The organism is Nocardioides bruguierae (assembly GCF_023656415.1).
GTDB classification, from domain to species: Bacteria; Actinomycetota; Actinomycetes; order Propionibacteriales; family Nocardioidaceae; genus Nocardioides; species Nocardioides bruguierae.
The window spans coordinates 1-22,413 of record NZ_JAMOIL010000017.1; the positions used below are offsets into that span (position 1 = coordinate 1).

General features: G+C 76.3%; 20 protein-coding genes and 3 riboswitches. Of the genes, 13 read left to right on the forward strand and 7 right to left on the reverse strand.

Annotated elements, in window-relative coordinates; translation table 11 throughout:
- Positions 1–156 (forward strand): integrase core domain-containing protein (locus M8330_RS13655; protein WP_250827877.1); only part of this gene is annotated, 156 nt, incomplete at its 5' end.
- A 315-nt stretch (positions 157–471) separates the two neighbouring features.
- Here M8330_RS13655 and M8330_RS13660 read toward each other — a convergent pair.
- Positions 472–1,230, reverse strand: coding sequence for a (2Fe-2S) ferredoxin domain-containing protein (locus M8330_RS13660; RefSeq protein ID WP_250827783.1), 759 nt, complete (start codon positions 1,228–1,230; stop codon positions 472–474).
- A 62-nt stretch (positions 1,231–1,292) separates the two neighbouring features.
- Positions 1,293–1,445, forward strand: a riboswitch (cobalamin riboswitch).
- Positions 1,446–1,473: 28 nt separating this feature from the next.
- Here M8330_RS13660 and cobN point away from each other — a divergent pair.
- The 5 genes from cobN to M8330_RS13685 are packed head-to-tail and all read left to right on the forward strand — an operon-like array spanning position 1,474 to position 8,705.
- Positions 1,474–5,106, forward strand: coding sequence for a cobaltochelatase subunit CobN (gene cobN, locus M8330_RS13665; RefSeq protein WP_250827784.1), 3,633 nt, complete (start codon positions 1,474–1,476; stop codon positions 5,104–5,106).
- Positions 5,103–5,864: a precorrin-6A synthase (deacetylating) gene (gene cobF, locus M8330_RS13670; RefSeq protein WP_250827785.1), complete on the forward strand. Its 762-nt coding sequence runs from the start codon at positions 5,103–5,105 to the stop codon at positions 5,862–5,864. The genes cobN and cobF overlap by 4 nt, the downstream gene beginning before the upstream one ends.
- Positions 5,861–6,460, forward strand: a complete 600-nt coding sequence (locus tag M8330_RS13675) for a 2'-5' RNA ligase family protein (protein WP_250827786.1) — start codon at positions 5,861–5,863, stop codon at positions 6,458–6,460. The genes cobF and M8330_RS13675 overlap by 4 nt, the downstream gene beginning before the upstream one ends.
- Positions 6,457–7,935 (forward strand): cobyric acid synthase, encoded by a 1,479-nt coding sequence (locus M8330_RS13680; RefSeq protein WP_250827787.1) that lies wholly within the window; start codon positions 6,457–6,459, stop codon positions 7,933–7,935. The genes M8330_RS13675 and M8330_RS13680 overlap by 4 nt, the downstream gene beginning before the upstream one ends.
- Entirely contained in the window at positions 7,932–8,705 is a 774-nt protein-coding gene (locus tag M8330_RS13685) for a cobalt-precorrin-6A reductase (RefSeq protein WP_250827788.1), read from the forward strand. Before M8330_RS13680 ends, M8330_RS13685 begins: the two co-directional genes overlap by 4 nt.
- On the opposite strand, the gene M8330_RS13690 is transcribed toward M8330_RS13685, so the two are convergent.
- The gene (locus tag M8330_RS13690; RefSeq protein WP_250827789.1) at positions 8,620–9,657 is read right to left on the reverse strand and encodes a CobD/CbiB family cobalamin biosynthesis protein; all 1,038 of its coding nucleotides are present in this window, start codon (positions 9,655–9,657) and stop codon (positions 8,620–8,622) included. The two genes, M8330_RS13685 and M8330_RS13690, sit on opposite strands and share 86 nt — an antisense overlap.
- Before the next feature lie 29 nt (positions 9,658–9,686).
- Here M8330_RS13690 and cobU point away from each other — a divergent pair, with 29 nt between their 5' ends.
- Positions 9,687–10,259, forward strand: coding sequence for a bifunctional adenosylcobinamide kinase/adenosylcobinamide-phosphate guanylyltransferase (gene cobU, locus M8330_RS13695; protein ID WP_250827790.1), 573 nt, complete (start codon positions 9,687–9,689; stop codon positions 10,257–10,259).
- Positions 10,260–10,282: 23 nt separating this feature from the next.
- On the opposite strand, the gene M8330_RS13700 is transcribed toward cobU, so the two are convergent.
- From M8330_RS13700 to M8330_RS13715, 4 genes are read right to left on the reverse strand one after another with little or no spacing between them, the layout of a single operon-like run.
- Positions 10,283–11,071 (reverse strand): adenosylcobinamide-GDP ribazoletransferase, encoded by a 789-nt coding sequence (locus M8330_RS13700; RefSeq protein WP_250827791.1) that lies wholly within the window; start codon positions 11,069–11,071, stop codon positions 10,283–10,285.
- A 38-nt stretch (positions 11,072–11,109) separates the two neighbouring features.
- The gene (gene cobT / locus M8330_RS13705; protein WP_250827792.1) at positions 11,110–12,177 is read right to left on the reverse strand and encodes a nicotinate-nucleotide--dimethylbenzimidazole phosphoribosyltransferase; all 1,068 of its coding nucleotides are present in this window, start codon (positions 12,175–12,177) and stop codon (positions 11,110–11,112) included.
- The gene (locus M8330_RS13710) at positions 12,174–12,980 is read right to left on the reverse strand and encodes a CbtA family protein (protein ID WP_250827793.1); all 807 of its coding nucleotides are present in this window, start codon (positions 12,978–12,980) and stop codon (positions 12,174–12,176) included. Before M8330_RS13710 ends, cobT begins: the two co-directional genes overlap by 4 nt.
- Before the next feature lie 9 nt (positions 12,981–12,989).
- The gene (locus tag M8330_RS13715; protein WP_250056281.1) at positions 12,990–13,226 is read right to left on the reverse strand and encodes a CbtB domain-containing protein; all 237 of its coding nucleotides are present in this window, start codon (positions 13,224–13,226) and stop codon (positions 12,990–12,992) included.
- A 301-nt stretch (positions 13,227–13,527) separates the two neighbouring features.
- Positions 13,528–13,646: riboswitch (cobalamin riboswitch) on the forward strand.
- Positions 13,647–13,722: 76 nt separating this feature from the next.
- On the opposite strand from M8330_RS13715, the gene M8330_RS13720 reads away from it, so the two are divergent.
- Genes M8330_RS13720 through M8330_RS13735 form a run of 4 tightly spaced genes read left to right on the forward strand, consistent with a single transcriptional unit; the run spans position 13,723 to position 17,687 of the window.
- On the forward strand, positions 13,723–14,676 hold the full coding sequence (locus M8330_RS13720) for a ferredoxin-like domain-containing protein (RefSeq protein ID WP_250827794.1): 954 nt from the start codon (positions 13,723–13,725) through the stop codon (positions 14,674–14,676).
- Positions 14,673–15,359: a precorrin-8X methylmutase gene (locus tag M8330_RS13725; protein ID WP_250827795.1), complete on the forward strand. Its 687-nt coding sequence runs from the start codon at positions 14,673–14,675 to the stop codon at positions 15,357–15,359. The genes M8330_RS13720 and M8330_RS13725 overlap by 4 nt, the downstream gene beginning before the upstream one ends.
- Positions 15,356–16,909 (forward strand): precorrin-2 C(20)-methyltransferase, encoded by a 1,554-nt coding sequence (locus M8330_RS13730; protein ID WP_250827796.1) that lies wholly within the window; start codon positions 15,356–15,358, stop codon positions 16,907–16,909. Before M8330_RS13725 ends, M8330_RS13730 begins: the two co-directional genes overlap by 4 nt.
- A gap of 10 nt (positions 16,910–16,919) precedes the next feature.
- Positions 16,920–17,687: a cobalt-precorrin-4/precorrin-4 C(11)-methyltransferase gene (locus M8330_RS13735; RefSeq protein ID WP_250827797.1), complete on the forward strand. Its 768-nt coding sequence runs from the start codon at positions 16,920–16,922 to the stop codon at positions 17,685–17,687.
- A gap of 51 nt (positions 17,688–17,738) precedes the next feature.
- On the opposite strand, the gene cbiT is transcribed toward M8330_RS13735, so the two are convergent.
- Positions 17,739–19,418, reverse strand: coding sequence for a precorrin-6Y C5,15-methyltransferase (decarboxylating) subunit CbiT (cbiT, locus tag M8330_RS13740; protein WP_250827798.1), 1,680 nt, complete (start codon positions 19,416–19,418; stop codon positions 17,739–17,741).
- Positions 19,419–19,464: 46 nt separating this feature from the next.
- Positions 19,465–19,602, forward strand: a riboswitch (cobalamin riboswitch).
- Positions 19,603–19,626: 24 nt separating this feature from the next.
- Here cbiT and M8330_RS13745 point away from each other — a divergent pair.
- Together M8330_RS13745 and bluB are read left to right on the forward strand one after the other, a co-directional pair.
- Complete coding sequence (locus M8330_RS13745; RefSeq protein ID WP_250827799.1) at positions 19,627–21,750, forward strand: VWA domain-containing protein; 2,124 nt, start codon at positions 19,627–19,629, stop codon at positions 21,748–21,750.
- Positions 21,747–22,409, forward strand: coding sequence for a 5,6-dimethylbenzimidazole synthase (gene bluB, locus M8330_RS13750; protein ID WP_250827800.1), 663 nt, complete (start codon positions 21,747–21,749; stop codon positions 22,407–22,409). Before M8330_RS13745 ends, bluB begins: the two co-directional genes overlap by 4 nt.
- Positions 22,410–22,413 lie beyond the last annotated feature (4 nt).

Here is a 22,413-nt window from a genome sequence, read left to right on the forward strand (position 1 = left end):
GGCTGGGCATTCAAGAAGTTCTACAACTCCGAGTCAGCCCGACTCGCGGCCCTGCCAGCATGGGTCCACGAGTACAACCACCACCGGCCCCACTCAGCAATCGGCAAGGCCGCCCCCATCACCAGACTGACCAACCTGGCTGGGCATCACATCTAGATGATGGCGTTGTCGGTGATGAGCGGCCCGGTGTTCGTGATGCTTGTCATGCCTGGATCTGCTGCACGATGAGGGCGACTTCTTGGTCGGCTGCTTCGGTCGATGCCTTCCGGGCTCGAACGTGAAGTGCACCCGCTGGCCCAGACACACCAGGTCGTAGGTTCGACTTCTCCCGGGGGCGCCCGGGTCAGCCACATGCATCCTCGGCTCCTGCAACGATTCGGTGTGCAGAGCACGACCAGCCCTACGTCATGGTCCAGCCCGTCGTGCTGCTCGTCGGCGTCCACCGGACCGCGTGGCAACACGGCTCGCTGCTCAGGGCGGGTCGGGAGGCGGGGAGGGGGACCGGATCGAGCGTCGCGCGGGCTCGGGTCGGGAGCCCGGGCGCAGCGACGACACGAGGTCGTCGGCGTCCTCGGGGTGCACCGGACCGAACCAGGCGTCGTCGGGCTGCACGCAGACCACCGGCCCCCGGTTGCACGGCGAGAGGCAGGCGGTGTGGGTGAGCAGGACGTCGTCGTCCTCGAGGCCGCGGGCGACCATCGCGAGGACGATCGCCTCGGCGGTGCGGTCCGACCCGCGGGCCGTGCATCGCGGGCCGCGGCAGACCAAGAGCTGGTGGCGGTGGCGAGGGGGTTCCTCCCAGGCCGGCGAGTCCAGGGCCCCGGCGTCGTCGGCGACGACCCGGGAGGCCCCGTCGGCGACGAGCGCCAGCACGCGCTCGAGGGTGTCGGGGGCCGGGCCCAGCGTGGGCGCAGCCAGGTGGACGACGGGAGCCGACAGCCCGCGGACCGACCGTTCGTCGAGCCACGCCGCGGCCACGCGTCCTGCCCAGGAGACCCCGGGCGCCAGCGACCCGAGCGAGACCCCGACGAGCAGGACGTCGGTGGGAGCGCCGGGGGCGTCGGCGAGGGAGTCCAGGACCATGTGCAGCGAGGGGGCTCCGACCTGCAGGAACGCCACGTGGGCGACGGTCGAGGCGGCCGCCTCGGCCAGCTGGTGGCGCTCCTCGACCTCCCGCACGGACAGTCCGACCAGCACCACGGTCGCGGCACCAGGAGGGGGAGACGTCACCCACCGATCCTGACTCATGACCCGGACGCAGGACCACGAGGGGGACCGGGCACGGCTCGGCGTCCCGGGTCGTGCCCTAGGGTGACGACACACGTCTCGTGGTGATCAGGAACCCGGTGCGACCTCACGGTCCATTCCGGGGCGGTTCCGCCACTGTGAGTCCCCGCCGCGAGGCCGGGACGTAGCCAGACACTGGCCACGGGACCTCCGTCGAGCAGGGGCGAGAACCCCGAGGAGAAACCCATGACCCGTGGCGTCCGGATCGCCCTCTTGTCCACCTCCGACACCGACCTGCTCTCCGCGCGGGCCAGCGGTGCCGACTACGTGCTGGCGAACCCCTCGAGGCCCGGCCACCAGTCGATGGCCGAGACCCTCGACGGCTGCGACCTGGTCGTCGGCCGGCTCCTGGGCTCGGCCGAGGACCTCTGCTCCGGCTTCGAGAGGGTCAAGGCGTCCGGCACCCCCGTCGTCGTCCTCGGCGGCGAGCAGCAGCCCAGCGCCGAGCTGATGGAGATCTCCTCGGTCCCCCTGGGCGTCGCCGCGCAGGCCCACCGCTACCTCGCCGAGGGCGGCCCGGAGAACCTGCGTCAGCTGCACGCCTTCCTCTCCGACACCGTCCTGCTCACCGGTGAGGGGTTCGAGCCGCCGGCCGAGGTGCCGCAGTGGGGCTTCGCGGAGCGCCCGGCCGCGGCCGCCGTCCAGGGGGCGCAGGACCTGCCGCGCGTCGGCATCCTCTTCTACCGGGCGCACGAGGTGAGCGGTAACGCCGCGTTCGCGCACGCGCTCGCCGACGCCGTCGACGCGACTGGTCGAGCGGTCGGCGTCCCCGTCTTCGCGGGGTCCCTGCGCTCCGCGCCCGACGCGCTCTACGAGGCGCTCGGCACGCTCGACGCCGTGGTCGTGACCGTGCTCGCGGCCGGCGGCACCACCCCGGCCGAGGCACAGGCCGGGGGCGAGGACGACACGTGGGACGTCGCCCGGATGCGCGCGCTCGACGTCCCGGTGCTGCAGGGGCTGTGCCTGACCTCCAGCCGCGCCGAGTGGCTGGCCAACGACGACGGCGTGACCCCGCTGGACTCCGCCACCCAGGTGGCGATCCCCGAGTTCGACGGCCGGGTCATCACTGCCCCGTTCTCCTTCAAGGAGGTCGACGAGGACGGCCTGCCGCACTACGTCGCCGACCGCGAGCGCTGCGCCCGCGTCGCCGGGATCGCGGCCAACCACGCCCGGCTGCGGCGCCTCGCCCCCGCGCGACGGCGGCTCGGCCTCGTCCTCTCGGCCTACCCGACCAAGCACAGCCGGGTCGGCAACGCGGTCGGGCTCGACACGCCCGTCTCGACGGTCCGGCTGCTCCGCCGGCTCCGCGAGGAGGGCTACGACCTGGGCGCCGACAACGTCGTCACCGACGTCCTCGCCCTCGCCGAGAACGACGGCGACACCGCCGCCGGGGACGCGCTCATCCACGCGCTCATCGACGCCGGTGGCCAGGACGAGGAGTGGCTGACCACCGCCCAGCTCGGCGACGCCCACGTCCGCATCCCGGGCGAGACGTACCGCCGCTGGGCCGCCGACCTCGACCCCGACCTGCTGGCCGGGATGGAGGCGGCCTGGGGCCCCGCGCCCGGCTCGCTCTTCGTCAACGACGAGGGCGAGCTCGTGCTCGCCACCCTGCGCGCGGGCAACGTGGTGCTGCTGATCCAGCCGCCCCGCGGCTTCGGCGAGAACCCGGTCGCGATCTACCACGACCCGGACCTCGCGCCCTCCCACCACTACCTCGGCGCCTACCGCTGGCTCGAGGCCGAGGAGGCCGACGGCGGGTTCGGCGCCCACGCCCTCGTGCACCTCGGCAAGCACGGGTCGCTGGAGTGGCTGCCCGGCAAGAACGCGGCGCTCTCGGCGTCCTGCGCCACCGACGCCGCCCTGGGTGACCTGCCGCTGGTCTACCCGTTCCTCGTCAACGACCCCGGCGAGGGCGCGCAGGCCAAGCGCCGCGCGCACGCCACGATCGTCGACCACCTCGTGCCGCCGATGGCGCGCGCCGAGACCTACGGCGACATCGCCCGGCTGGAGCAGCTCCTGGACGAGCACGCCAACGTCGCCGCCATGGACCCGGCCAAGCTGCCCGCCGTCCGCGGGGAGATCTGGCAGCTCATGCACGCGGCCCAGATGCACCGCGACCTCGGCCTCGACGAGCGTCCGGACGACGAGGAGTTCGACGACTTCCTGCTCCACGTCGACGGCTGGCTTTGCGAGATCAAGGACGCCCAGATCCGCGACGGCCTGCACGTGCTCGGGCAGGCGCCCGACGGCGAGGCGCGGGTCAACCTCGTGCTCGCCATCCTGCGCGCCGCCCAGGTCTTCGGCGGCCGGCAGCACGCGGTACCGGGCCTGCGCGCGGCCCTCGGGCTCAAGGACGACGAGGCGACCGTCGTCGTGGACGAGGCCGAGCAGCGGGCCCGGGCGCTGGTCGAGGCCATGGAGGCGCACGGCTGGGAGCCCGCTGCCGCCGAGGGCCTGCACGACGACCCGGAGGTCGTCCGGGTGCTGCGCTTCGCGGCCACCGAGGTGGTGCCGAGGCTGGCTCGCACGACCGACGAGCTCGACGCCGTCCTGCACGCGCTCGAGGGCGGCTTCGTGCCCGCCGGGCCGTCCGGCTCCCCGTTGCGCGGCCTGGTCAACGTCCTGCCGACGGGGCGCAACTTCTACACGGTCGACCCGCGTGCGGTGCCCTCGCGACTGGCCTGGCAGACCGGCCAGGCGCTGGCCGAGTCGCTCGTCCGTCGTCATGTCGAAGACACCGGGGAGGTGCCGCGCTCGGTCGGCATCTCGGTGTGGGGCACCTCCGCGATGCGCACGTCGGGCGACGACGTGGCCGAGGTGCTCGCGCTGCTCGGCGTGCGCCCGGCCTGGGACGAGGCGTCGCGGCGCGTCACCGACCTCGTGCCCGTGCCGCTCGAGGAGCTCGGCCGCCCGCGCGTGGACGTGACGGTGCGGATCAGCGGGTTCTTCCGCGACGCGTTCCCGCACGTCGTGGCCATGCTGGACGACGCCGTCCGGCTCGTGGCCGGGCTCGAGGAGTCGGACGAGGACAACCCGGTGCGCGCGCACGTCGCCGCCGACCTCGCCGAGCACGGCGACGAACGGCGCGCGACGACCCGGATCTTCGGCTCCAAGCCCGGCTCGTACGGCGCGGGCGTCCTGCAGGTCGTCGAGTCCGGCGGGTGGCGCAGCGACGCCGACTTCGCCGAGGTCTACACGGCCTGGGGCGGCTTCGCCTACGGCCGCGGGCTGGAGGGCCGCCAGGCCGCCGACGACATGCGCACGTCCTACCGGCGCATCCAGGTGGCGGCGAAGAACGTCGACACCCGCGAGCACGACATCGCCGACTCCGACGACTACTTCCAGTACCACGGCGGGATGGTCGCCACGGTCCGCGCGCTGACCGGCGCCGATCCCCGGGCCTATGTGGGCGACTCGACCAGTCCGGACGCCGTGCGCACCCGGACGCTGCAGGAGGAGACCAACCGCGTCTTCCGCGCCCGCGTGGTCAACCCGCGCTGGATCGCGGCCATGCAGCGACACGGCTACAAGGGCGCCTTCGAGCTCGCCGCCACCGTCGACTATCTCTTCGGCTTCGACGCCACCGCCGGCGTCGTGCACGACTGGATGTACGAGGCGCTGGCGCAGGAGTACGTCCTGGACGAGACCAACCAGGCGTTCCTGCGACAGTCCAACCCGTGGGCGCTGCGCGGCATCGTCGAGCGGCTGCACGAGGCCGCTGAACGAGGTCTGTGGACCGAGCCCGACGCCGACCTGCTGGCCGCCATGCAGGCCGTCTACCTGGAGACCGAGGGCGACCTGGAGGACCGGGCGTGACCACCCCGCTCGCGCCTCCCCGCAGGGTCGCGGCGATCGGGATCGGGATGGGGCCGCAGCACCTGACGCTGCAGGCCGTCGCCGCGCTGCGGTCGGTGGACGTCGTCCTGGCCTTCGCCAAGCGCGAGGGCGACCCGCTGCTGGCCGTGCGCCGGGCCATCTGCGCGCGGCACGACGTGTCGCTGGTGGTCCTGGACGACCCCGAGCGCGACCGGAGCCCGGGGCTCGACGGGCCCGGTTACGCCGCCGCCGTGGACGCCTGGCACGCCGCGCGCGCGGCCGCCTGGGACGCCGCGCTCGACGAGCACGCCGGCGACGTCGGCGTCCTCGTCTGGGGCGACCCGAGCCTGTACGACTCGACCCTGCGCCTCCTGGACCGGATGGATCGGCCCGACCGTCCCCTGGCCGTCGAGGTGGTGCCCGGCATCTCCAGCCTGGTGCTGCTGGCCGCGCGGCACCGGCTCGTCCTGCACGACGTCGGTGACCCGCTGCACGTCACGACTGCCCGGCGCCTGCCGGAGGCGTTGGCCCAGGGGCAGCGCAACGTCGTGGTGATGCTCAGCCGCACCGTCGACCTGGGCGGGCTCGGCGTCGACGACTGGACGATCTGGTGGGCCGCCAACCTCGGCGCCGACGGGGAGCGAGCCGTGGCCGGCCGGGTCGGCGACGTGCTGCCCGACATCGCCCGCGCCCGGCGGGAGGCCGACGCGGTCGATGGCTGGGTGATGGACCTCTACCTGCTCCGGGGCCCGGCATGAGCGCGACGCCCGGCGCGTGGACCGCGGCGTCCGGCAGGCGTGGGCACACGGTGCTCGCCGTCCCCGTGCCGGCGCTCGACGACTGGGTCCGCCGGCGGACGGCGCACCACGACGCCTCCTTCGTCTCCGTCGACCCGGACTTCTGCCACGCGCACGTGACGGTGCTGGCGCCCTGGGTCGCCGAGCCGGACGAGGAGCGGATGGAGCGTGTCGCCGGCCTCGTCGGCGCGGTGAGCACGTTCGAGCTGGTGCTGGAGCGGGTCGGGGTCTTCCCGGACGGGCTGCTCCACCTCGTCCCGGAGGACGACGGGCCGCTGCGCCGCCTGGGCCGGGTGCTGACGGCGGCGTTCCCCGAGACCCCGCCGTACGGCGGCAGGCACGCCGACCCGGTGCCGCACCTCACGCTGGAGCAGACGGCCGCCGGCGTGGACGCGGAGTGGGTGCGGGCCTCGCTGGGCACGCTGCTGCCGGTGAGGCACACCGTCGACCGGGTCGACCTGCAGTGGTGGGCCAACGACGACTGCCGGCTGTTGCGGACCTTCCCCCTCGCAGCGGTGCCAGCGCCGGCCTCTCCGCGCGGGACGGTGGACGCATGACCGGCCTCCTCGTCGCCGGCACCACCTCGGACGCCGGCAAGAGCACCGTCGTCACCGGGCTCTGCCGCGCGCTGGCGCGCCGCGGGGTGCGGGTGGCGCCCTTCAAGGCGCAGAACATGTCCAACAACTCGATGGTCGTGGACGCGCCCGGTGGCCTCGACGTGCGGAGTGGGGACGACGACGGGCAGCCGCGCGGCGCCGAGATCGGCCGCGCGCAGTGGACCCAGGCCGTGGCCGCGCGGGCCGTGCCCGAGGTCGCGATGAACCCCGTGCTGCTCAAGCCCGGCGGCGACCGGCGCAGCCACGTCGTGCTCCTGGGGCAGCCTGGGGGGGACGTCGACTCGACCACCTGGGTCGAGGGACGTCGCCACCTGGCCGCAGCCGCCCACGCCGCGTACGCCGACCTCGCCTCCCGCTACGACCTCGTGATCGCCGAGGGCGCGGGCTCGCCCGCCGAGGTCAACCTGCGCTCCGGCGACTACGTGAACATGGGTCTGGCCCGCGCCTTCGACCTGCCGACCGTCGTCGTCGGCGACATCGACCGCGGCGGCGTGCTGGCCGCCTTCGTCGGCACCCGCGAGCTGCTCGACACCGAGGACCGCGCCCTGCTCGCGGGCTGGGTCGTCAACAAGTTCCGCGGGGACGTCGGCCTGCTGCAGCCGGGTCTGGACGTGCTCACCGAGCGCACGGGGCTGCCCGTCCACGGGGTGCTGCCCTGGCACCCGGACGTCTGGCTGGACTCCGAGGACACCCTCGACCTGGAGTCGCGGCGAGCGACGGCGAGTGGGCGCCGGCGGGCCGCGGTGATCCGGTTCCCGCGGGTCTCCAACGTCACCGACGCCGACGCGCTCGGCCTCGAGCCCGACCTCGACGTCGTCCTGGCCTCCTCGCCGCGCGACCTGTCGGGCGCCGACCTCGTCGTGCTGCCCGGCACGCGGGCCACTCTCGAGGACCTCGCCTGGCTGCGCTCCCGCGGCCTCGACCGGGCCGTGCGCGAGCACGCCGCCGCAGGACGCCCGGTGCTCGGGATCTGCGGCGGCTGCCAGATGCTCGGCCGGACCATCGAGGACCCTCACGGCGTCGAGGGCGAGGCCGGCGCCCGGGTCGAGGGCCTCGGCCTGCTCGACGTCGTCACCGTCTTCGGCCCGGAGAAGGTGCTGCGGCGGCACGCGCCCGCCGGCTACGAGATCCACCACGGGCGGGTCACGGGCGACGCCTCGCTCGGGGACGACGGCCGACGGGAGTTCGTCTCCGCCTCCGGGCTGGTGACCGGCACGATGGTCCACGGCCGCCTCGAGGACGACGCCCACCGCTCCGCCTACCTCCGCGAGGTGCTCGGCGTGGAGTCGCGCGCGAGCTTCCCGGCAGCCCGGGAGCGGCGGATCGACGTGCTCGCGGACCTCGTCGAGGCCCACCTCGACGTCGACGGCCTGCTCGCGCTCGCCACCGACGGGCTCCCCGGGGCGCGGCCGTGAGGGTGCTGCTCCTGGGCGGCACCGGCGAGGCGCGCGCCCTGGCCGCCGCGCTGGTGGAACGGGGCGTCGACGTCGAGACCTCCCTCGCCGGACGGGTGGCCGACCCGGCCCTGCCCGTCGGCGGCCTGCGCGTCGGCGGCTTCGGCGGGGTGGACGGACTGGCGGCCCACGCGGACGCCTTCGACGCGGTCGTCGACGCCACCCACCCGTTCGCGGAGACGATCAGCGGCAACGCAGCGCGCGCGCTCGCGGAGCCCGGCTCGCCGCCCCTGCTCCGGCTGGCCCGCCCGGGGTGGAGCGAGCCCGCCGGGACGGGCGTGCGGCCGTGGGTGCGGGTGCCCGACCACGAGACGGCGGCCGCCGCCGTCCTGGGGCACGGGGAGCGACCGTTCCTCACGATCGGTCGCCAGCACCTGGCTGCGTTCACCGGTCCGCTGGCGCACCTCCCGGTGCTGGCCCGGGTCGTCGACGCCCCCGAGGTCGCGGTGCCGGGAGCCTGGACGCTGCTGCGCAGCCGCGGCCCCTACGAGCTCGCCGGCGAGCGGGCGCTGCTGACGGAGCACCGCGTGGACGTCCTCGTCACGAAGGACTCCGGCGGGCCGCTGACCTGGCCGAAGATGCTGGCCGCGGCCGAGGCCGGTATCGCCTGCGTGGTCGTGGAGCGGCCCGCGCCGCCTGCCGGCGTCACCCTCGTCGAGGACGTCGCCGCAGCCGTGGCCTGGGTGTCGGCCCTGGCCGCGGAGACCGGCGAGGGGACGTCCGGTGCCTGATGGGTCGTGCGGTGGCGAGGCCCCACGCGGTGGCCGCAGCGAGCAGCGCGGCGCCCGCGTCGACCCGGCGCGCGAGGCGGCGGGCCCGGACCAGGTCGGGAGTGGCCGGCGGCGGGCCGTCGCCCAACAGGTGCCGGTGCTCGGTGCGGGCGTCGTCCCCGGTGCCGTAGACCAGCGTGCCGCCGAGCCGGACGCCGAGCGCGCCCGCGAAGGCCGCCTCCACCGGCCCGGCGTTGGGACTGGGGTGGCCGGACGCGTCCCGCCGCCAGACCGCCGCGGCCTCGCGGGGGCTGCCCGCCTCGGTGGGGGCCAGGGCGGTCGCGAGCGCCGCGGTGACCCGGGCGCCGGGCAGGCCCAGGACGTCGTCGAGCCGGGCCGAGGCCCAGCCGAAGCGTCCGTGCCGGGCGCTGCGGTGGCCGACCATCGCGTCCAGGGTGTTGGCGGTGCGGTGGGCGACCAGGCCCGCGGGCCCGGCGAGAGCGCCCCAGACCAGCGAGCAGACCACCGCGTCCGAGGTGTTCTCGGCGACGGTCTCGACGCCCGCGCGGGCAACGCCGGCCTCGTCGAGGAACCGGGTGTCGCGGCCGACGACGCGGGCGACCTGGGTGCGGGCCGCCGGCAGGTCCCCGGCGACCAGGTGCTGCTCCACGGCCGCGACCTCGCGGTCGAGGCTGGTGCCGCCCAGCACGGTCCAGGTGGCCAGCGCGGTGAACGCGGCCCGGGGCACGGGGTGTCCACGCAGCGCGCGGTCGACCGCCCACGCGGCGGCCGTCGGCACGCCCACGAGCAGCGCGGTGTACGCGGTGCCGACGGCGCGGCTGTCGCGCCAGGCGGTGCGCTCCAGGCCGTTGCCGACGGCGCCGAACCAGGCCACCGGGTGGTGACGCTGCGGGTCGCCGAGGAGACGGTCTGTGGCCACGCCGAGCAGGATGCCGATCGCCCGGGCGCTCATGGGCGCCCCCTCTCGTCGCAGGAGAACTCATGAGCAGCAGCAACCACGGTGCGCGCCGCGTCCTGGTCACCGGCGGCGTCCGCTCGGGGAAGTCCCGGCACGCCGAGGAGCTCGTGTGCGGCTGGGCCGGCGACGGACCGGTCGTCTACGTGGCGCCCGGCCCGACGGCCGCGGAGGACCCCGATCCCGATTGGGCCGCGCGGCTCGACGCGCACCGCCGTCGCCGCCCGTCCGCCTGGACGACGGTGGAGACCCGCGACCTCGCGGGCGTGCTGCGTGGCGTGCGGGGTGCCGGCGAGCCGGTGCTCGTCGACTGCCTCGGCACGTGGGTGACCGGCATCCTGGACGAGGAGCAGGCGTGGGACCGTCCGCCCGCCGCGCTGCTGGCGCTGGTCGAGGCGCGCGTGGACGCGACGCTCGCCGCGCTGACGGCGACCGACCGACCGGTGCTGCTGGTGACGAACGAGGTGGGCCTCGGGGTGGTGCCCGAGCACCGGTCCGGCCGGGTCTTCCGGGACCTGCTCGGCACCGTCAACCAACGCCTCGCCACGGCGTGCGAGGAGGTGCACCTGGTGGTCGCCGGGCGCGTCCTCGTGCTCTGAGGCCGTCGGTCCCGGCCGAGCGCTCATGCCACGACCGCCGCGAGACCGACGAGCACGATCGCGCAGGACGCCTCGACGCAGGCGCCCAGGACGTCCCCGGTGATGCCGCCGAGGCGGGCGGTGCAGCGGCGGACCAGCAGGACCGAGGCCCCCGCGGCCACCGCGGTGACCAGCAGCGGGCCGAGGGCACCGGACGGCCCGGCCGCGAGCGCGACCAGCGCGAGCAGCAGGGCCCCCAGCGTCCAGGACCCGACGGCGGCGGCGACCGGCACGGTGCCCGCGACGCCCGCGCCGAGCCCCTCGTGCCGGGCGGACGGGACGGGGCGCGCGCAGCAGGTGGCGAGTGCGCAGCGAGGGACGAGGACGGCCAGGCCGACGAGCAGCCAGCCGTGCTCGGCGCGCGTCAGGGCCGCGACGCCGGCGGCCTGGAGACCGGCCACGAGGACGGTGGCGAGGGTGCCCGCCGGTCCCGACGTCCCGGTGCGCATGACCGCCAGCGAGCGCTCGCGGTCGTAGGAGGCGGTGAGGCCGTCGGCGACGTCGGAGAGACCGTCCCAGTGCAGGGCCCGGGTGCCGAGCGCCAGGGCCGCGACGACGAGCAGGCCGATGGCCGGCGTCGGAAGGCCGAGCGCGCCGCCGACGAGGACGACCAGCGCCGCGAGCAGGCCCAGCGGCAGCACCGCGACGGGTGCGAGCACCATCGCGAGGCCGGCGACGCGCGGGTCGAGCCGGGGGACGAGCGAGGCGCGGCTCGGCGGAGGCACGGGCACCGCGGAGAGGGTGCCGACGGCGAGGAGGAGGGCGTCCCGCACCGACCCCACCCGGGACGGGGTCGCTGCGGGCCCGCCGGTCACGGGAGGACGTCCCCCAGCAGCGCCGTGCCCGCGAGCAGGGCTACCGCGGAGCGGACGACCGGGACGGCCGCCACGGCCCCGCTGCCCTCGCCCAGCCGCAGGCCCAGGTCGAGCAGCGGCTCGAGCCCGAGCTTCTCCAGGGCCAGCGACTGGGCCGGCTCGGTGGAGCGGTGCCCGGCCGCGAACCAAGCCGCCGCCCCGGGAGCCAGCGCCTCGGCGGTGAGCGCGCAGGCCACGGACATCAGACCGTCCAGCAGCACCGGGACGCCGGTCGAGGCGGCCTCGACGAGGAACCCGACGGCCGCCGCCAGGTCCGACGCGCCGAGGGCGGCGAGCGTGGCGAAGGCGTCGTCGTGGACGTCGAGGGTGCGATCCAGCGCCGCTTGCACGACCGCGGTCTTGCGGGCCAGCCCCTCGTCGTCCACGCCGGTCCCGCGGCCGACGACCAGGTCGGCCGGCAGCCCGAGCCGGGCCGCGACGAGCGCCGCGGCCGGGGTGGTGTTGCCGATGCCCAGGTCGCCCGTCATCAGCAGGCGGCCGCCGGCGGCGACCTCCTCGCGGGCCACGACGCGGCCGGCCTCGAACGCGGCCGTGGCGTCGTCGTGGCTCAGCGCGTCGACCAGGTGGATGGCGCCGCTGCCGCGGGTGACCTTGTGGTCGCGCACCGCAGCGGGGGCGCCGTCGAGGTCGTCGTCCACGCCGACGTCGAGCACCCGGACGCTCACTCCGTGCGCGGCGGCGAGCGTCGAGACGCCGGACCGGCCGGCGACGACTAGGTGGACCATCGCGGGCGTGATCGCGGCGGGGTAGGCAGAGACGCCGTGGGCGCTCACGCCGTGGTCCCCGGCGAGGACGACGAGGCGCACCTCGCCGGGCCCGTCGAGCAGCGGCGGGGGCACCGACCCGAGGGCTGCGGAGGCCCAGACGGCGAGGTCGCCCAGCCGTCCGAGCGCGCCCGCGGGCGTGGCCAGGCCGGCCAGCCGGTCGGCCGCCAGGCCGGCGACCACCGGCTCCGGCGGGGCGACCGGCCCGAGCGGCCCGAGCAGTGCGGGGGAGGCGGTCACAGGCCGGCCGCCAGCTCGCGTCGTGCCGCGGTCCCGGACGCCTGCCGGTGCAGGGCGCCGACGGCGCCGGTGAGGGCCGTGCCGAGCACCGCCCACAGCGTGGCCAGGGTGACGAGCGAGGCGGTGCGGAACTCCCACAGCGTCGAGGCGGGGAAGTCGCCCACCTCGTCCACCGTCGGCATGACGGCGCCGACCGCGACGACGACCGCGAGGTAGCCCAGCGTGCAGGCGACGACGGCCGCGAAGGCGCCGTGCCGGCGCGCCAGGCGCACCGCCAGGACGACGGCGGCGACCGCCGCCACCAGCGAGATGCCGGCGAAGCCGAAGTAGCCGGCCGTCCGGATGCCGATGGTGTCGCCGGACCCGACGGCCGGCGGGTTGGCCGGGTACCTCCAGAACGGGACGAGGGCGAACGCGACGAAGCCGACCAGGCTGACGACCGCGGTGGACTGGGCGGGCGTCAGCGAGCCCGTCCGCCCGGCAGAGGCAGCCGCCGCGATCGCGACGAGGCCGCCGAGGGCGAGACCGGCGCAGACGGTGGCCAGGCCCAGCCCGACGGTGCTCTGGACGGACCGGGGGACGAGGGCGTCCTCGCCGTGGGAGTGCGAGTGCTCCTCGGTCGCGGCCGCGCCGGCCGTCTCTTCGGAGTCGTGGCTGTGCGTGTGCGTGCTCTCGGCGCTGGTCTCGAGTGCGATGGCTCGCTCGACGGAGGGCTCACCGACGGTCCACGCCACCGCGAAAGTGACGAGACCGGCGAGGAGCCCGGCGAGGAGCCCGCGGACCAGGAAGGCGCGGGCGGTCATGTCCGCGCCTCAGTGGCAGGGGTAGCCGAGCAGGTGACGGCCGTCGTGCACGAGCTCGTGCACGAAGGAGCCCGCCGGCAGCGAGACGGCGCCCTGGTCAGCGCCGACGAAGAACAGCAGGAGGAGGCCGAGGAGGCCGAGGAAGAAGGCCCAGGGGGCGAGCTCGCGGAGCGGGACCGCGACGGTCTCCGGGGCGAGTGCGGGGCCGGCGACGGTGGTGCCGGCGAGAGAGGTCGACTGCGACATGAGTCCTCCTCAGGGATGAGTGCGTCCCTGTTCGATGGGGTGGAAGCGGACCTTCGGGTCTGACTTCCGCCCCACTGGTCCCCGGTCGTGCCGGAGCCAGGAGGACGGTCACAGTAGCGCGACTGTGTCGGAATCCCACCGACTTCCTCGTGCCCGCCGAGGCAGCCTAGGGCACGACCGGGGCACGTGCCCACAGGGTCCTCCGTCCGGATGCCCTGGACGGTGCGTGAGGACCGGACCCCCGGGAGGCGCCCCCGGTGAGAGGCGTGGCGAGAGGTGTAGCGTGCTGTCCGCCAGCGACGGGAACCCGGTGAGAGTCCGGGACTGACGCGCAGCGGTGTGGGTGACGGGCCGGGCACGACGCCACTGGGGGAGACCCTGGGAAGGCGCCCGGTTCGAGTGATCCCGAGTCCGAAGACCTGCTGGTCCTTGCGGCACCCGCCGCGAGGTCGACTGAGGGCTTCGCGCACGAGCCCCGGACCTCCCGAGGAGCCTCGTGGTCACCCCTGCTGCACCCTCCGTCCGCTCTGCCGGCACCACCCGGGTCCGGCGTGACCTCTGCCCGGCGGTGTCGCGGCCGTGGCCCGCCACCGACGGGCTCCTGGTCCGGCTGCGCCTCGTCGGCGGCCTGCTCCCCGCCCGCGCCCTGGGGTCGCTCTCGGAGGCGGCCGACCGCTTCGGTGACGGCGCCGTGTACCTCACCGGTCGCGCGAACCTGCAGGTCCGCGGACTGCCCGCCGGGAGGGAGGGTGGCCTGGCTCCGGCTGCCGACCGCGCGCTGCGGGCCACGGGACTGGTGCCTCACCCCGCGCACGAGCTGGCTCGCAACGTCCTGGTGTCGCCGCTGTCGGGCCTCGTCGGCGGCCGCGCCGACCTGCGTCCCGTCGCCGCGGCGCTCGACGCGGCGATCGTGGCCGACCACGCCCTCGCGGCGCTGCCCGGCCGCTTCCTGCACGTCCTCGACGACGGGCGTGGCGACGTCCTCCCCCGGGGAGGAGACCTGAGCCTGGTGGCCCTCGACGACGTCCGGTGCCAGGTGCGCGCGGGCTCGACGTGGGGCCCGGTGGTCCCCTTGGACCGGGCCGCCGAGGTCCTGGTCGCGCTCGCCCGGGCGTTCCTGGAGTCCCGCGGGGACGGCCCCACGGCGCCCTGGCACGTCGACGAGCTGCCGGGCGGCGGCGCCGCGCTCGTGACTCCGTCCGCCCCCGACCCCCGGGCCGAGGTCGCGTCACCGCCGCTGCCGTTCGGCCTCGTCCGGGCGCGCGGCACGGGTGCCGCGGTGGTGGACCACGTGGAGGCGCCCGACGGCCTGCTGGACGCCGCGGCGGTCGGCGGGCTCGTCAGCCGTGGTGACGTCCTCGTGGTCACGCCCTGGCGGGGGGTCCTGGCGCCGCCGGGTCCGCCGGGTCCGGCCCGTCCGGCCGCCCGCTCGACGGAGGAGGACCGATGACGGCACGCACCGACGGCTCGAGGGGGCCGCAGGCCCCGACGCGACACTACGAGTACGCCACCAGTGGACCGGCGATCTACCTCGAGTCCTTCGCCACCATCCGCCGGGAGGCCGACCTGTCGCTGGTGCCGCCGTCGGCCGAGCGGCTGGCGGTGCGGATGGTGCACGGCTCGGGCCAGGTCGACCTCGTCCCGGACCTCGTCGTCCACCCCGACCTCGTCCCGGCCGCCCGCGCCGCGCTGGACGCCGGCGCGCCTGTCCTGTGCGACGCGCGGATGGTCGCGATGGGCGTCACCGCCTCTCGGCTGCCCGCCGAGAACGAGGTGCTCTGCCGGCTCACCGACCCGGCCGTCCCGGAGCTGGCCGCGCGGTGGGGCACGACCCGCAGTGCCGCAGCGGTCTCGCTGTGGCCGGACCGGCTCGAGGGGGCGGTGGTGGCCATCGGCAACGCCCCGACGGCGCTGTTCCACCTGCTGGAGATGCTCGTGGACGGCGCGCCCCGGCCGGCCGCGATCGTCGGCTGCCCGGTGGGCTTCATCGGCGCGGCGGAGTCCAAACAGGCGCTGGTGGACCTGCGCGAGCAGCACGGCATCGACGTCCCCTTCGTGACGGTGCGGGGGCGCCGTGGCGGGTCGGCGATCGCGTCCTCGGCGGTCAACGCCCTGGCCCAGGAGGCCGAGTGAGCGCCCCCGGCTCCGGGACGGCGCCCCGGCCCGGCCGCCTCTGGGGCGTCGGCGTCGGACCGGGCGACCCCGAGCTCGTCACGCTCAAGGCCGCGCGGCTCATCGGGTCCGCGGACGTCGTCGCCTACCACTCGGGCGTCGGCAAGCCGTCGAACGCGCGGGCCGTCGCGGCCGACCTGATCCCGGCGTCCGCGACCGAGGAGTGCCTCACGTACCCGGTCACGACGGGCCGCACCGACCACCCGGGCGGCTACGCGGGCGCTCTGGAGGACTTCTACGTCGAGGCCGCCGGTCGCCTCGCGGCCCATCTCGAGGTAGGCCGCGACGTGGTGGTGCTCGCCGAGGGCGACCCGCTCTTCTACGGCTCGTTCATGTACCTGCACGACCGGCTCGCCGAGCGGTTCGAGACCACCGTCGTGCCTGGCGTGCCCGCGTTCGCGGCCGCCACCGCGACGGTGGCGTGGCCGCTGGTGAGGCAGACCGACGTCCTCGCCGTGCTGCCCGGCACCCTGCCCGAGGCGGAGCTCGCGCGCCGCCTGGCCGACACCGAGGGGGCGGTGATCATGAAGCTCGGCCGGACGTTCCCCGCCGTGCGTCGTGCGCTCGAGGCCGCCGGGCGGCTCGACCACGCGATGTACGTCGAGCGGGCCTCCACCGACGTCGAGCGGCGGATGCCCGTGCGGGACGTGGACCCCACCTCGGTGCCGTACTTCTCGATCATCGTCGTCACCGGCGACTCGCTGCACGGGGCCGGACGACGCCCCGCGACCGCGCCCGCCGCAGCGCCAGCGACCCCTGCCGAGCGGACCGGCGCGGACGTGGCAGAGCTGCTCGTCGTCGGCCTCGGCCCCGGCCCGGATGGCTGGCTCACGGCGGAGGCCACCGCGGCCTTGGCGCAGGTCGACCACGTGGTCGGCTACGCGCCCTACGTGCACCGGGTGCCGCAGCGCGCGGGGCTGACCCGGCACGCGTCCGGCAACGGCGTGGAGATCGACCGGGCCCGTGACGCGCTCGACCTCGCGCTGGCCGGCGAGCGGGTGGCGGTCGTGAGCGGCGGGGACGCCGGGGTGTTCGGGATGGCCACCGCCGTCCTGGAGGCCGCTGAGGACCCGCGCTACGCGGCCGTGCCCGTCCGGGTGCTGCCGGGGGTGAGCGCGATCCAGGCGGTCGCGGCCCGCGCGGGCGCGCCGATCGGCGGAGACTTCGCGGTGCTCTCGCTCTCGGACCGGCTCAAGCCCTGGGCGGTCGTCGAGCGGCGGCTGCGCGCGTTGTCCGAGGCCGACATGGTCGTCGGCATCTACAACCCGGCCTCGCGCAGCCGCACCGAGCAGGTGGTGCGTGCGCAGAAGCTGCTCCTGGAGCACCGCGACCCCGACACCGTCGTCGTGGTGGGGCGGGACGTCGGTCGGGCCGAGGAGTCCCTGGAGGTCACCACGCTCGGGGCGCTCGACGCGGAGGCGATCGACATGAAGTGCCTGCTGCTGGTCGGGGCGTCGCACACGCGCGTGGACGCGGCCGGCCGCGTGTGGACGCCGCGGTGGATCCGGTGAGGTGGGTGCGGTGACCGTGCACGTCGTCGGCGCCGGGCCGGGCGCCGCGGACCTGCTGACGCTGCGGGCGGTGGGCCTGCTGGGCGTGGCCGACGTCGTCCTGTACCCGGGCACCTACCTGGACGAGGCGGTGCTCTCGCACTGTCGGTCGGGGGCGCGGCTGGTGGACACCGCCCGGCTCGACCTGGACGCGATCCTGGCGGTCATGACGGAGGCCCACGCCCGGGGGGAGGACGTGGTGCGGCTGGTGTCCGGGGACCCGTCGCTGTACTCCGCGCTGCACGAGCAGGCCGCACGGCTCGACGCGGCCGGCGTGCCGTGGGAGGTCGTGCCGGGCGTCCCGGCGTACGCGGCCGCGGCAGCGCTGGTGGGCCGGGAGCTGACGGTGCCGCTCGTCGCCCAGTCGGTGGTGCTCACCCGCACCCGGGCGCGCTCCTCGGCGATGCCGGAGGGGGAGACCTGGGAGGCGTTCGCGGCCACGGGTGCGACCCTCGTCCTGCACCTCGCGATCACGCGGCTGCGTGAGCACCTCGACCGGCTGCTGCCGACGCACGGCGCCGGCTGCCCCGTCGTGGTCGTGCACCGCGCCAGCCAGCCCGGGGAGCTGGTGCTGCGCGGCACCGTCGGCGGGCCGGCCTGCGTGGCGGACGCCGTGGAGGCGGCAGGCCTGCGGCAGGCGGCGGTCGTGCTGGTCGGACGGGCGCTCGGGGAGTTCGTCGACGCCGCGGGTGAGTCCTGGTTGTACGCGGCGCATCGCCCGCGGGGTGCGCCGCACTGATGCGTCGCCTCGGGGTCGGTGGTGCTCCCCGCCCCACGGAGCCGACCGCGGTCAGGCGTGGGGCTTGGTCCAGGTCCACTGGGTGACGGTGCGGGCGGGGGTCCAGCCGGTGAACCGTCCGACGGGCGCAGCGTGCTCGACCGCGAGGCGGGTCAGCTCGCCGCCGTGCCCGGCGTACGCCTCGGCGAGGACCGCCTCGGTCTCCAGGGTCACGCCGTGGACGACCAGCCGGCCGCCGGGGCGCAGCCGCTCGCGGCACTCCTCGAGCAGCCCGTGGGCGGTGGCGCCGCCGCCGACGAACACGGCGTTGGGGGCCGGGAGGTCGGCGAGGGCCCCGGGCGCCCCGCCCTCGACCACGACCAGGTCAGGCACACCGAGCCGGGCGGCGTTGCGGCCGATCCGGGCGACGCGGTCGGGGTGCTGCTCGATGGCGATCGTGCGGCACGTGGGGTGCGCCCGCATCCACTCGACGCCGACGGACCCGGCCCCCGCGCCGACGTCCCACAGGAGCTCACCGGGGCAGGGCGCGAGCCGGGCGAGCGCGGCAGCGCGGAGGTCGCGCTTGGTGAGCTGGCCGTCGTGCTCGAAGGCGTCGTCCGGGAGGCCCGCCACCCAGCCGATCCCGTGGGCCGCGGCCGAGCGAGGCACCTCCACGCAGACCAGGTTCAGCGCCGGCAGGTCGACCAGGTCGTCGCGGGCGGCGAAGCCCGCGGCGGTGGTGTCCCAGCGTGCCTGGGTCGGGGCGCCGAGGTCCGCCAGCACGGTCAGCGCCGCGGCGCCCTGACCGGTCGCCACCAGCAACGCGGCCAGGACGGCGGGGGTGGTCGCGTCCGAGGACAGCACGACGACCCGGCGGCCCGGGGCGACCTCGCGCAGGACGCGCTCGACGCGACGTCCGACCACGGTGACGACCGCGCAGGACTCCTCGCCCCAGCCCATCGCGGCCCGGGCCAGCGCCACCGAGGAGACCGCCGGCAGCACCTCGACCCGGTCGGCGCCGAGCAGGTCCACGAGGGTGGCTCCGACCCCGGAGACCAGCGGGTCGCCCGAGGCCAGGACCACGGCGTCGGGATGCGACGCGAGCAGGTCCACGAGGCTCTCGCGGAACGGGCGGCCCCAGCTCTCGCGGACCTGGTGCTCCGCGCGGCCCGTGGGCGGGGGGAGCAGCGCGAGGTGCCGCTGCGCGCCCAGCACGGAGGGCGCTGCGAGGACGCGGTCGCGTCCGGCCGCGGTGAGGTCGCCGTCCGCGCCGATGCCGACGACGGCGACCCGGGGAGCCGTGCCGGCACGCAGCGCGCGCAGGGCGGGCAGCACGGCGTCGCGGGTGAGCGGGGCGAGTCCGTGGCCGCCGGGCACCGCGGGATCGGCGTCCGCCGGGTCGAGCCAGCAGAGCTCCTCGATCTCGCCGGCCACGACGGGCACGACGGCGGCGCCGGCGGAGTCCCGCGGCAGGTCGGCGACGAAGACGGTCGAGACCACGGTGCGGCCGGGCTCGTTGGCGGCGGCCGCGGTCCAGTGGCCCAACGGACGGGCCACGAGGTCGGTCAGCCCGACCTCCTCGGCCACCTCGCGGCGAGCGGCGGCCAGCGCGGTCTCGCCCGGCTCGAGCTTGCCGCCGGGAAGCATGAACGCGGTCGTCCCGCGCTTGCGGACGACGAGTAGCCGCCCCTGCTCGTCGAGGAGGCAGAAGGCGGCGACGACGATCGGGGCGTGGGCGGCGGACGAGGACATGGGCGCCGACGCTATCGTGAGCGCACAGCCACGAGGTGCCTCGAGCCACGGTCCGCGAGACCGGGGTGCGGAGGAGAATCTGGGAAGCCGGTGAGAGTCCGGCACAGGCCCGCTGCGGTGACCGGACGTGCACGCCATGCACGAGGCCGGAAGTCCGAAGACCGGCCTCGCGGCGTCCTATCCGATGGCGGACGAGCGGGAGCCTCTCATGCCACAGCAGTCAGACCTGTCCTACCCACTCTCGGCCGTCGTGGGCTCCGAGGACATGGTCCTCTCCCTCGTCCTGGCCAGCATCGCGCCCGCCCTCGGCGGCGTGCTCGTGCGTGGCGAGAAGGGCACGGCGAAGTCCACCGCGGTGCGGGCGCTGGCGCGCGTCCTGCCGCCCGTGCGGGTGGTCGAGGGTGACCGGTTCTCCACGGACCCCGACGACGAGGCCGAGGTCTCGCCCGACGGCCCGTTCGGCGTCGACGCCGCGGTCACCAGCCGGCCGGTGCGGCTCGTCGAGCTGCCCGTGGGCGCCGGCGAGGACCGCGTGACCGGCTCCCTGCACCTCGAGCGGGCGCTGGCCGACGGCGTCGCCGAGTACGAGCCCGGCCTGCTCGCCCGCGCCCACCGCGGCCTGCTCTACGTCGACGAGGTCAACCTCCTCCACGACCACCTCGTCGACCTTCTCCTCGACGCCTCCGCCACCGGCCGCGCCACCGTCGAGCGCGACGGTGTCTCGCTGACCCACCCCGCGCGGTTCGTGCTCGTCGGCACGATGAACCCCGAGGAGGGCGAGCTGCGCCCGCAGCTGCTCGACCGGTTCGGCCTCGCCGTCGACGTCGCCGCCCCCCGCGACCCGGCGACCCGGGTCGAGGTCGTCCGCCGTCGGCTCGCCTACGAGGCGGACCCCGCCGCCTTCGTCGCCCGCTTCGCCCAGGACGAGCACCTGCTCGCCTCCCGGATCGCCGACGCCCGGGACCTCGCCGCCTCCGTCGTCCTGGGCGACGCGATGCTGCTCGCCGTCGCCCAGGTCTGCGCCGCGTTCGAGGTCGACGGGCTGCGCGCCGACATCGTCACCGCCCGCGCCGCCGTCGCCCACGCCGCCTGGTGCGGCCGCACCGGCGTCACGCGCGAGGACGTCCGGGTCGCCGCCCGGCTCGCGCTCCCGCACCGGCGCCGCCGCTCGCCCTTCGACAGCCCCGGCCTCGACGACGACCTGCTCGACCAGGCCCTCGACGACGCCCTCGGCCCGGACGACGAGCCCGAGCCCCCGACCCCCGACGGCGGCACCGACGGCGGCGGCGGCGGCGGCGGCGGCGGCGACGGCCCCGGCGACTCGGACGGCCCCGCCACCGACGAGCGCCCCGGCACCGCCCCCGAGGGCGGGACGTCATCCACCCCGGACGTCCCCTCCGCACGGACGGATGACGTCCCTGCCCCGCAGCCCCACGCGCCGCAGCCCGAGCCGCCGCAGCAGCCCGCCGGCCCCACGACCACCGCCGCCGCGGACGCGCCCTTCCGCACCCGCCTGCTCCAGGCGAGGGGCACGACCCGGGGGAGGTCGCGCAGCGACGCCGGCCGCCGCAGCCGCGCCGAGTCCGCCACCGGCCGCCGCACCGGGGCCCGCCCGGCGTCCCGCGGTGGGTCGCTGCACCTGCTGGAGACGCTGCGTGCGGCGATCCCGCACCAGGCCGCGCGGGGCCGCGGCACGGGTGCCGGGGGCGGCGACCGCCTGCTGATCGAGCGGTCGGACCTGCGCGAGGCGGTCCGCGAGGGGCGCGAGGCCAACCTCGTCCTGTTCTGCGTCGACGCGTCCGGCTCCATGGCGGCGCGCAGCCGGATGGCGGCCGTGAAGGCGACGATCCTGAGCCTCCTGCTGGACGCCTACCAGCGCCGCGACACCGTCGGCCTGGTGACGTTCCGCGGCAGCGCCGCGGAGCTGCTGCTCCCGCCGACCGGCTCGGTCGACGTGGCCGCGGCCCGGCTGGAGCAGATGCCCGCCGGCGGGCGCACCCCGCTCGCCGAGGGCCTCGCCGAGTGCGCCCGCGTGCTCGACCGGGAGCGCCGCCGTGCCGGCGCGCGACGTCCCCTGCTCGTCGTGGTCACCGATGGCCGCGCCACCAGCGGTCCCAACGCCCTCACCCGCTCTCTCGAGGCCGCCGACGTGCTGGCCGCCGACGGCGTCGACACCGTCGTCGTCGACTGCGAGGCCGGCCCGATGCGCCTCGGCCTGGCCCGCACGCTCGCCGCCCGCCTGGGCGCCGAGCACCTGCCCGTCGGCACCGTCGACGCCTCCGCGCTGGACGCCGCCGTGCGGGGCTCGATCCTCCGCGGACGCGCGGCGTGACGGCGGCGACCCGTCCCGCCCGCCACCCGCTCTACGACGTCATCGAGGCCCGCAGGGACGTGCGGGCGGAGTTCACCGGCGAGCCGGTGGCGGACGAGGTGCTGGGCCGCGTCCTCGAGGCGGCGCACGCCGCGCCGAGCGTCGGGCTGACGCAGCCGTGGGACTTCGTGCTGGTCCGCGAGCCGGCGACGATCGTGCGGTTCGCCGAGCACGTGGCGGCCGAGCGGGCGGCGTTCGCGGCCGAGCTGCCTCCCGACCGGAGGGCGGTCTTCGAGCCGATCAAGACCGACGGGGTGCGCGAGAGCGGGCTCGGTGTGGTCGTCACCCACGACCCCGGTCGCGGCGGACACCACGTCCTGGGCTCTCGGACGGTCGAGGACACCAGGCTGTTCTCCAGCGTCCTGGCGATCCAGAACCTCTGGCTCGCCGCCACCGCGGAGGGGCTGGGCCTGGGCTGGGTGTCGTTCTACCGCGAGGAGGTGCTGGCCGCGTTGGTCGGCGCTCCGGAGGGGGTCCGTCCGATCGCCTGGCTCTGCCTCGGTCACGTCGGCCACCGCCAGACCGTTCCCGACCTCGAGCGCCACGGCTGGCGCTCGCGGCGTCCGCTGGCCGACGCCGTCCACCACGAGACCTACGGCGGCCGCGCGCGGCGTCGGTGAGGAG

What these genes read in the sequence shown, in the direction of transcription:
- cobN (WP_250827784.1), top strand. Translation starts at nt 1,474, where the DNA reads ATGACCCGTGGCGTCCGGATCGCCCTCTTGTCCACCTCCGACACCGAC.
- M8330_RS13675 (WP_250827786.1), top strand. Translation starts at nt 5,861, where the DNA reads ATGAGCGCGACGCCCGGCGCGTGGACCGCGGCGTCCGGCAGGCGTGGG.
- M8330_RS13680 (WP_250827787.1), top strand. Translation starts at nt 6,457, where the DNA reads ATGACCGGCCTCCTCGTCGCCGGCACCACCTCGGACGCCGGCAAGAGC.
- M8330_RS13690 (WP_250827789.1), bottom strand. Translation starts at nt 9,657, where the DNA reads ATGAGCGCCCGGGCGATCGGCATCCTGCTCGGCGTGGCCACAGACCGT.
- cobU (WP_250827790.1), top strand. Translation starts at nt 9,687, where the DNA reads ATGAGCAGCAGCAACCACGGTGCGCGCCGCGTCCTGGTCACCGGCGGC.
- M8330_RS13710 (WP_250827793.1), bottom strand. Translation starts at nt 12,980, where the DNA reads ATGACCGCCCGCGCCTTCCTGGTCCGCGGGCTCCTCGCCGGGCTCCTC.
- M8330_RS13715 (WP_250056281.1), bottom strand. Translation starts at nt 13,226, where the DNA reads ATGTCGCAGTCGACCTCTCTCGCCGGCACCACCGTCGCCGGCCCCGCA.
- M8330_RS13725 (WP_250827795.1), top strand. Translation starts at nt 14,673, where the DNA reads ATGACGGCACGCACCGACGGCTCGAGGGGGCCGCAGGCCCCGACGCGA.
- cbiT (WP_250827798.1), bottom strand. Translation starts at nt 19,418, where the DNA reads ATGTCCTCGTCCGCCGCCCACGCCCCGATCGTCGTCGCCGCCTTCTGC.
- M8330_RS13745 (WP_250827799.1), top strand. Translation starts at nt 19,627, where the DNA reads ATGCCACAGCAGTCAGACCTGTCCTACCCACTCTCGGCCGTCGTGGGC.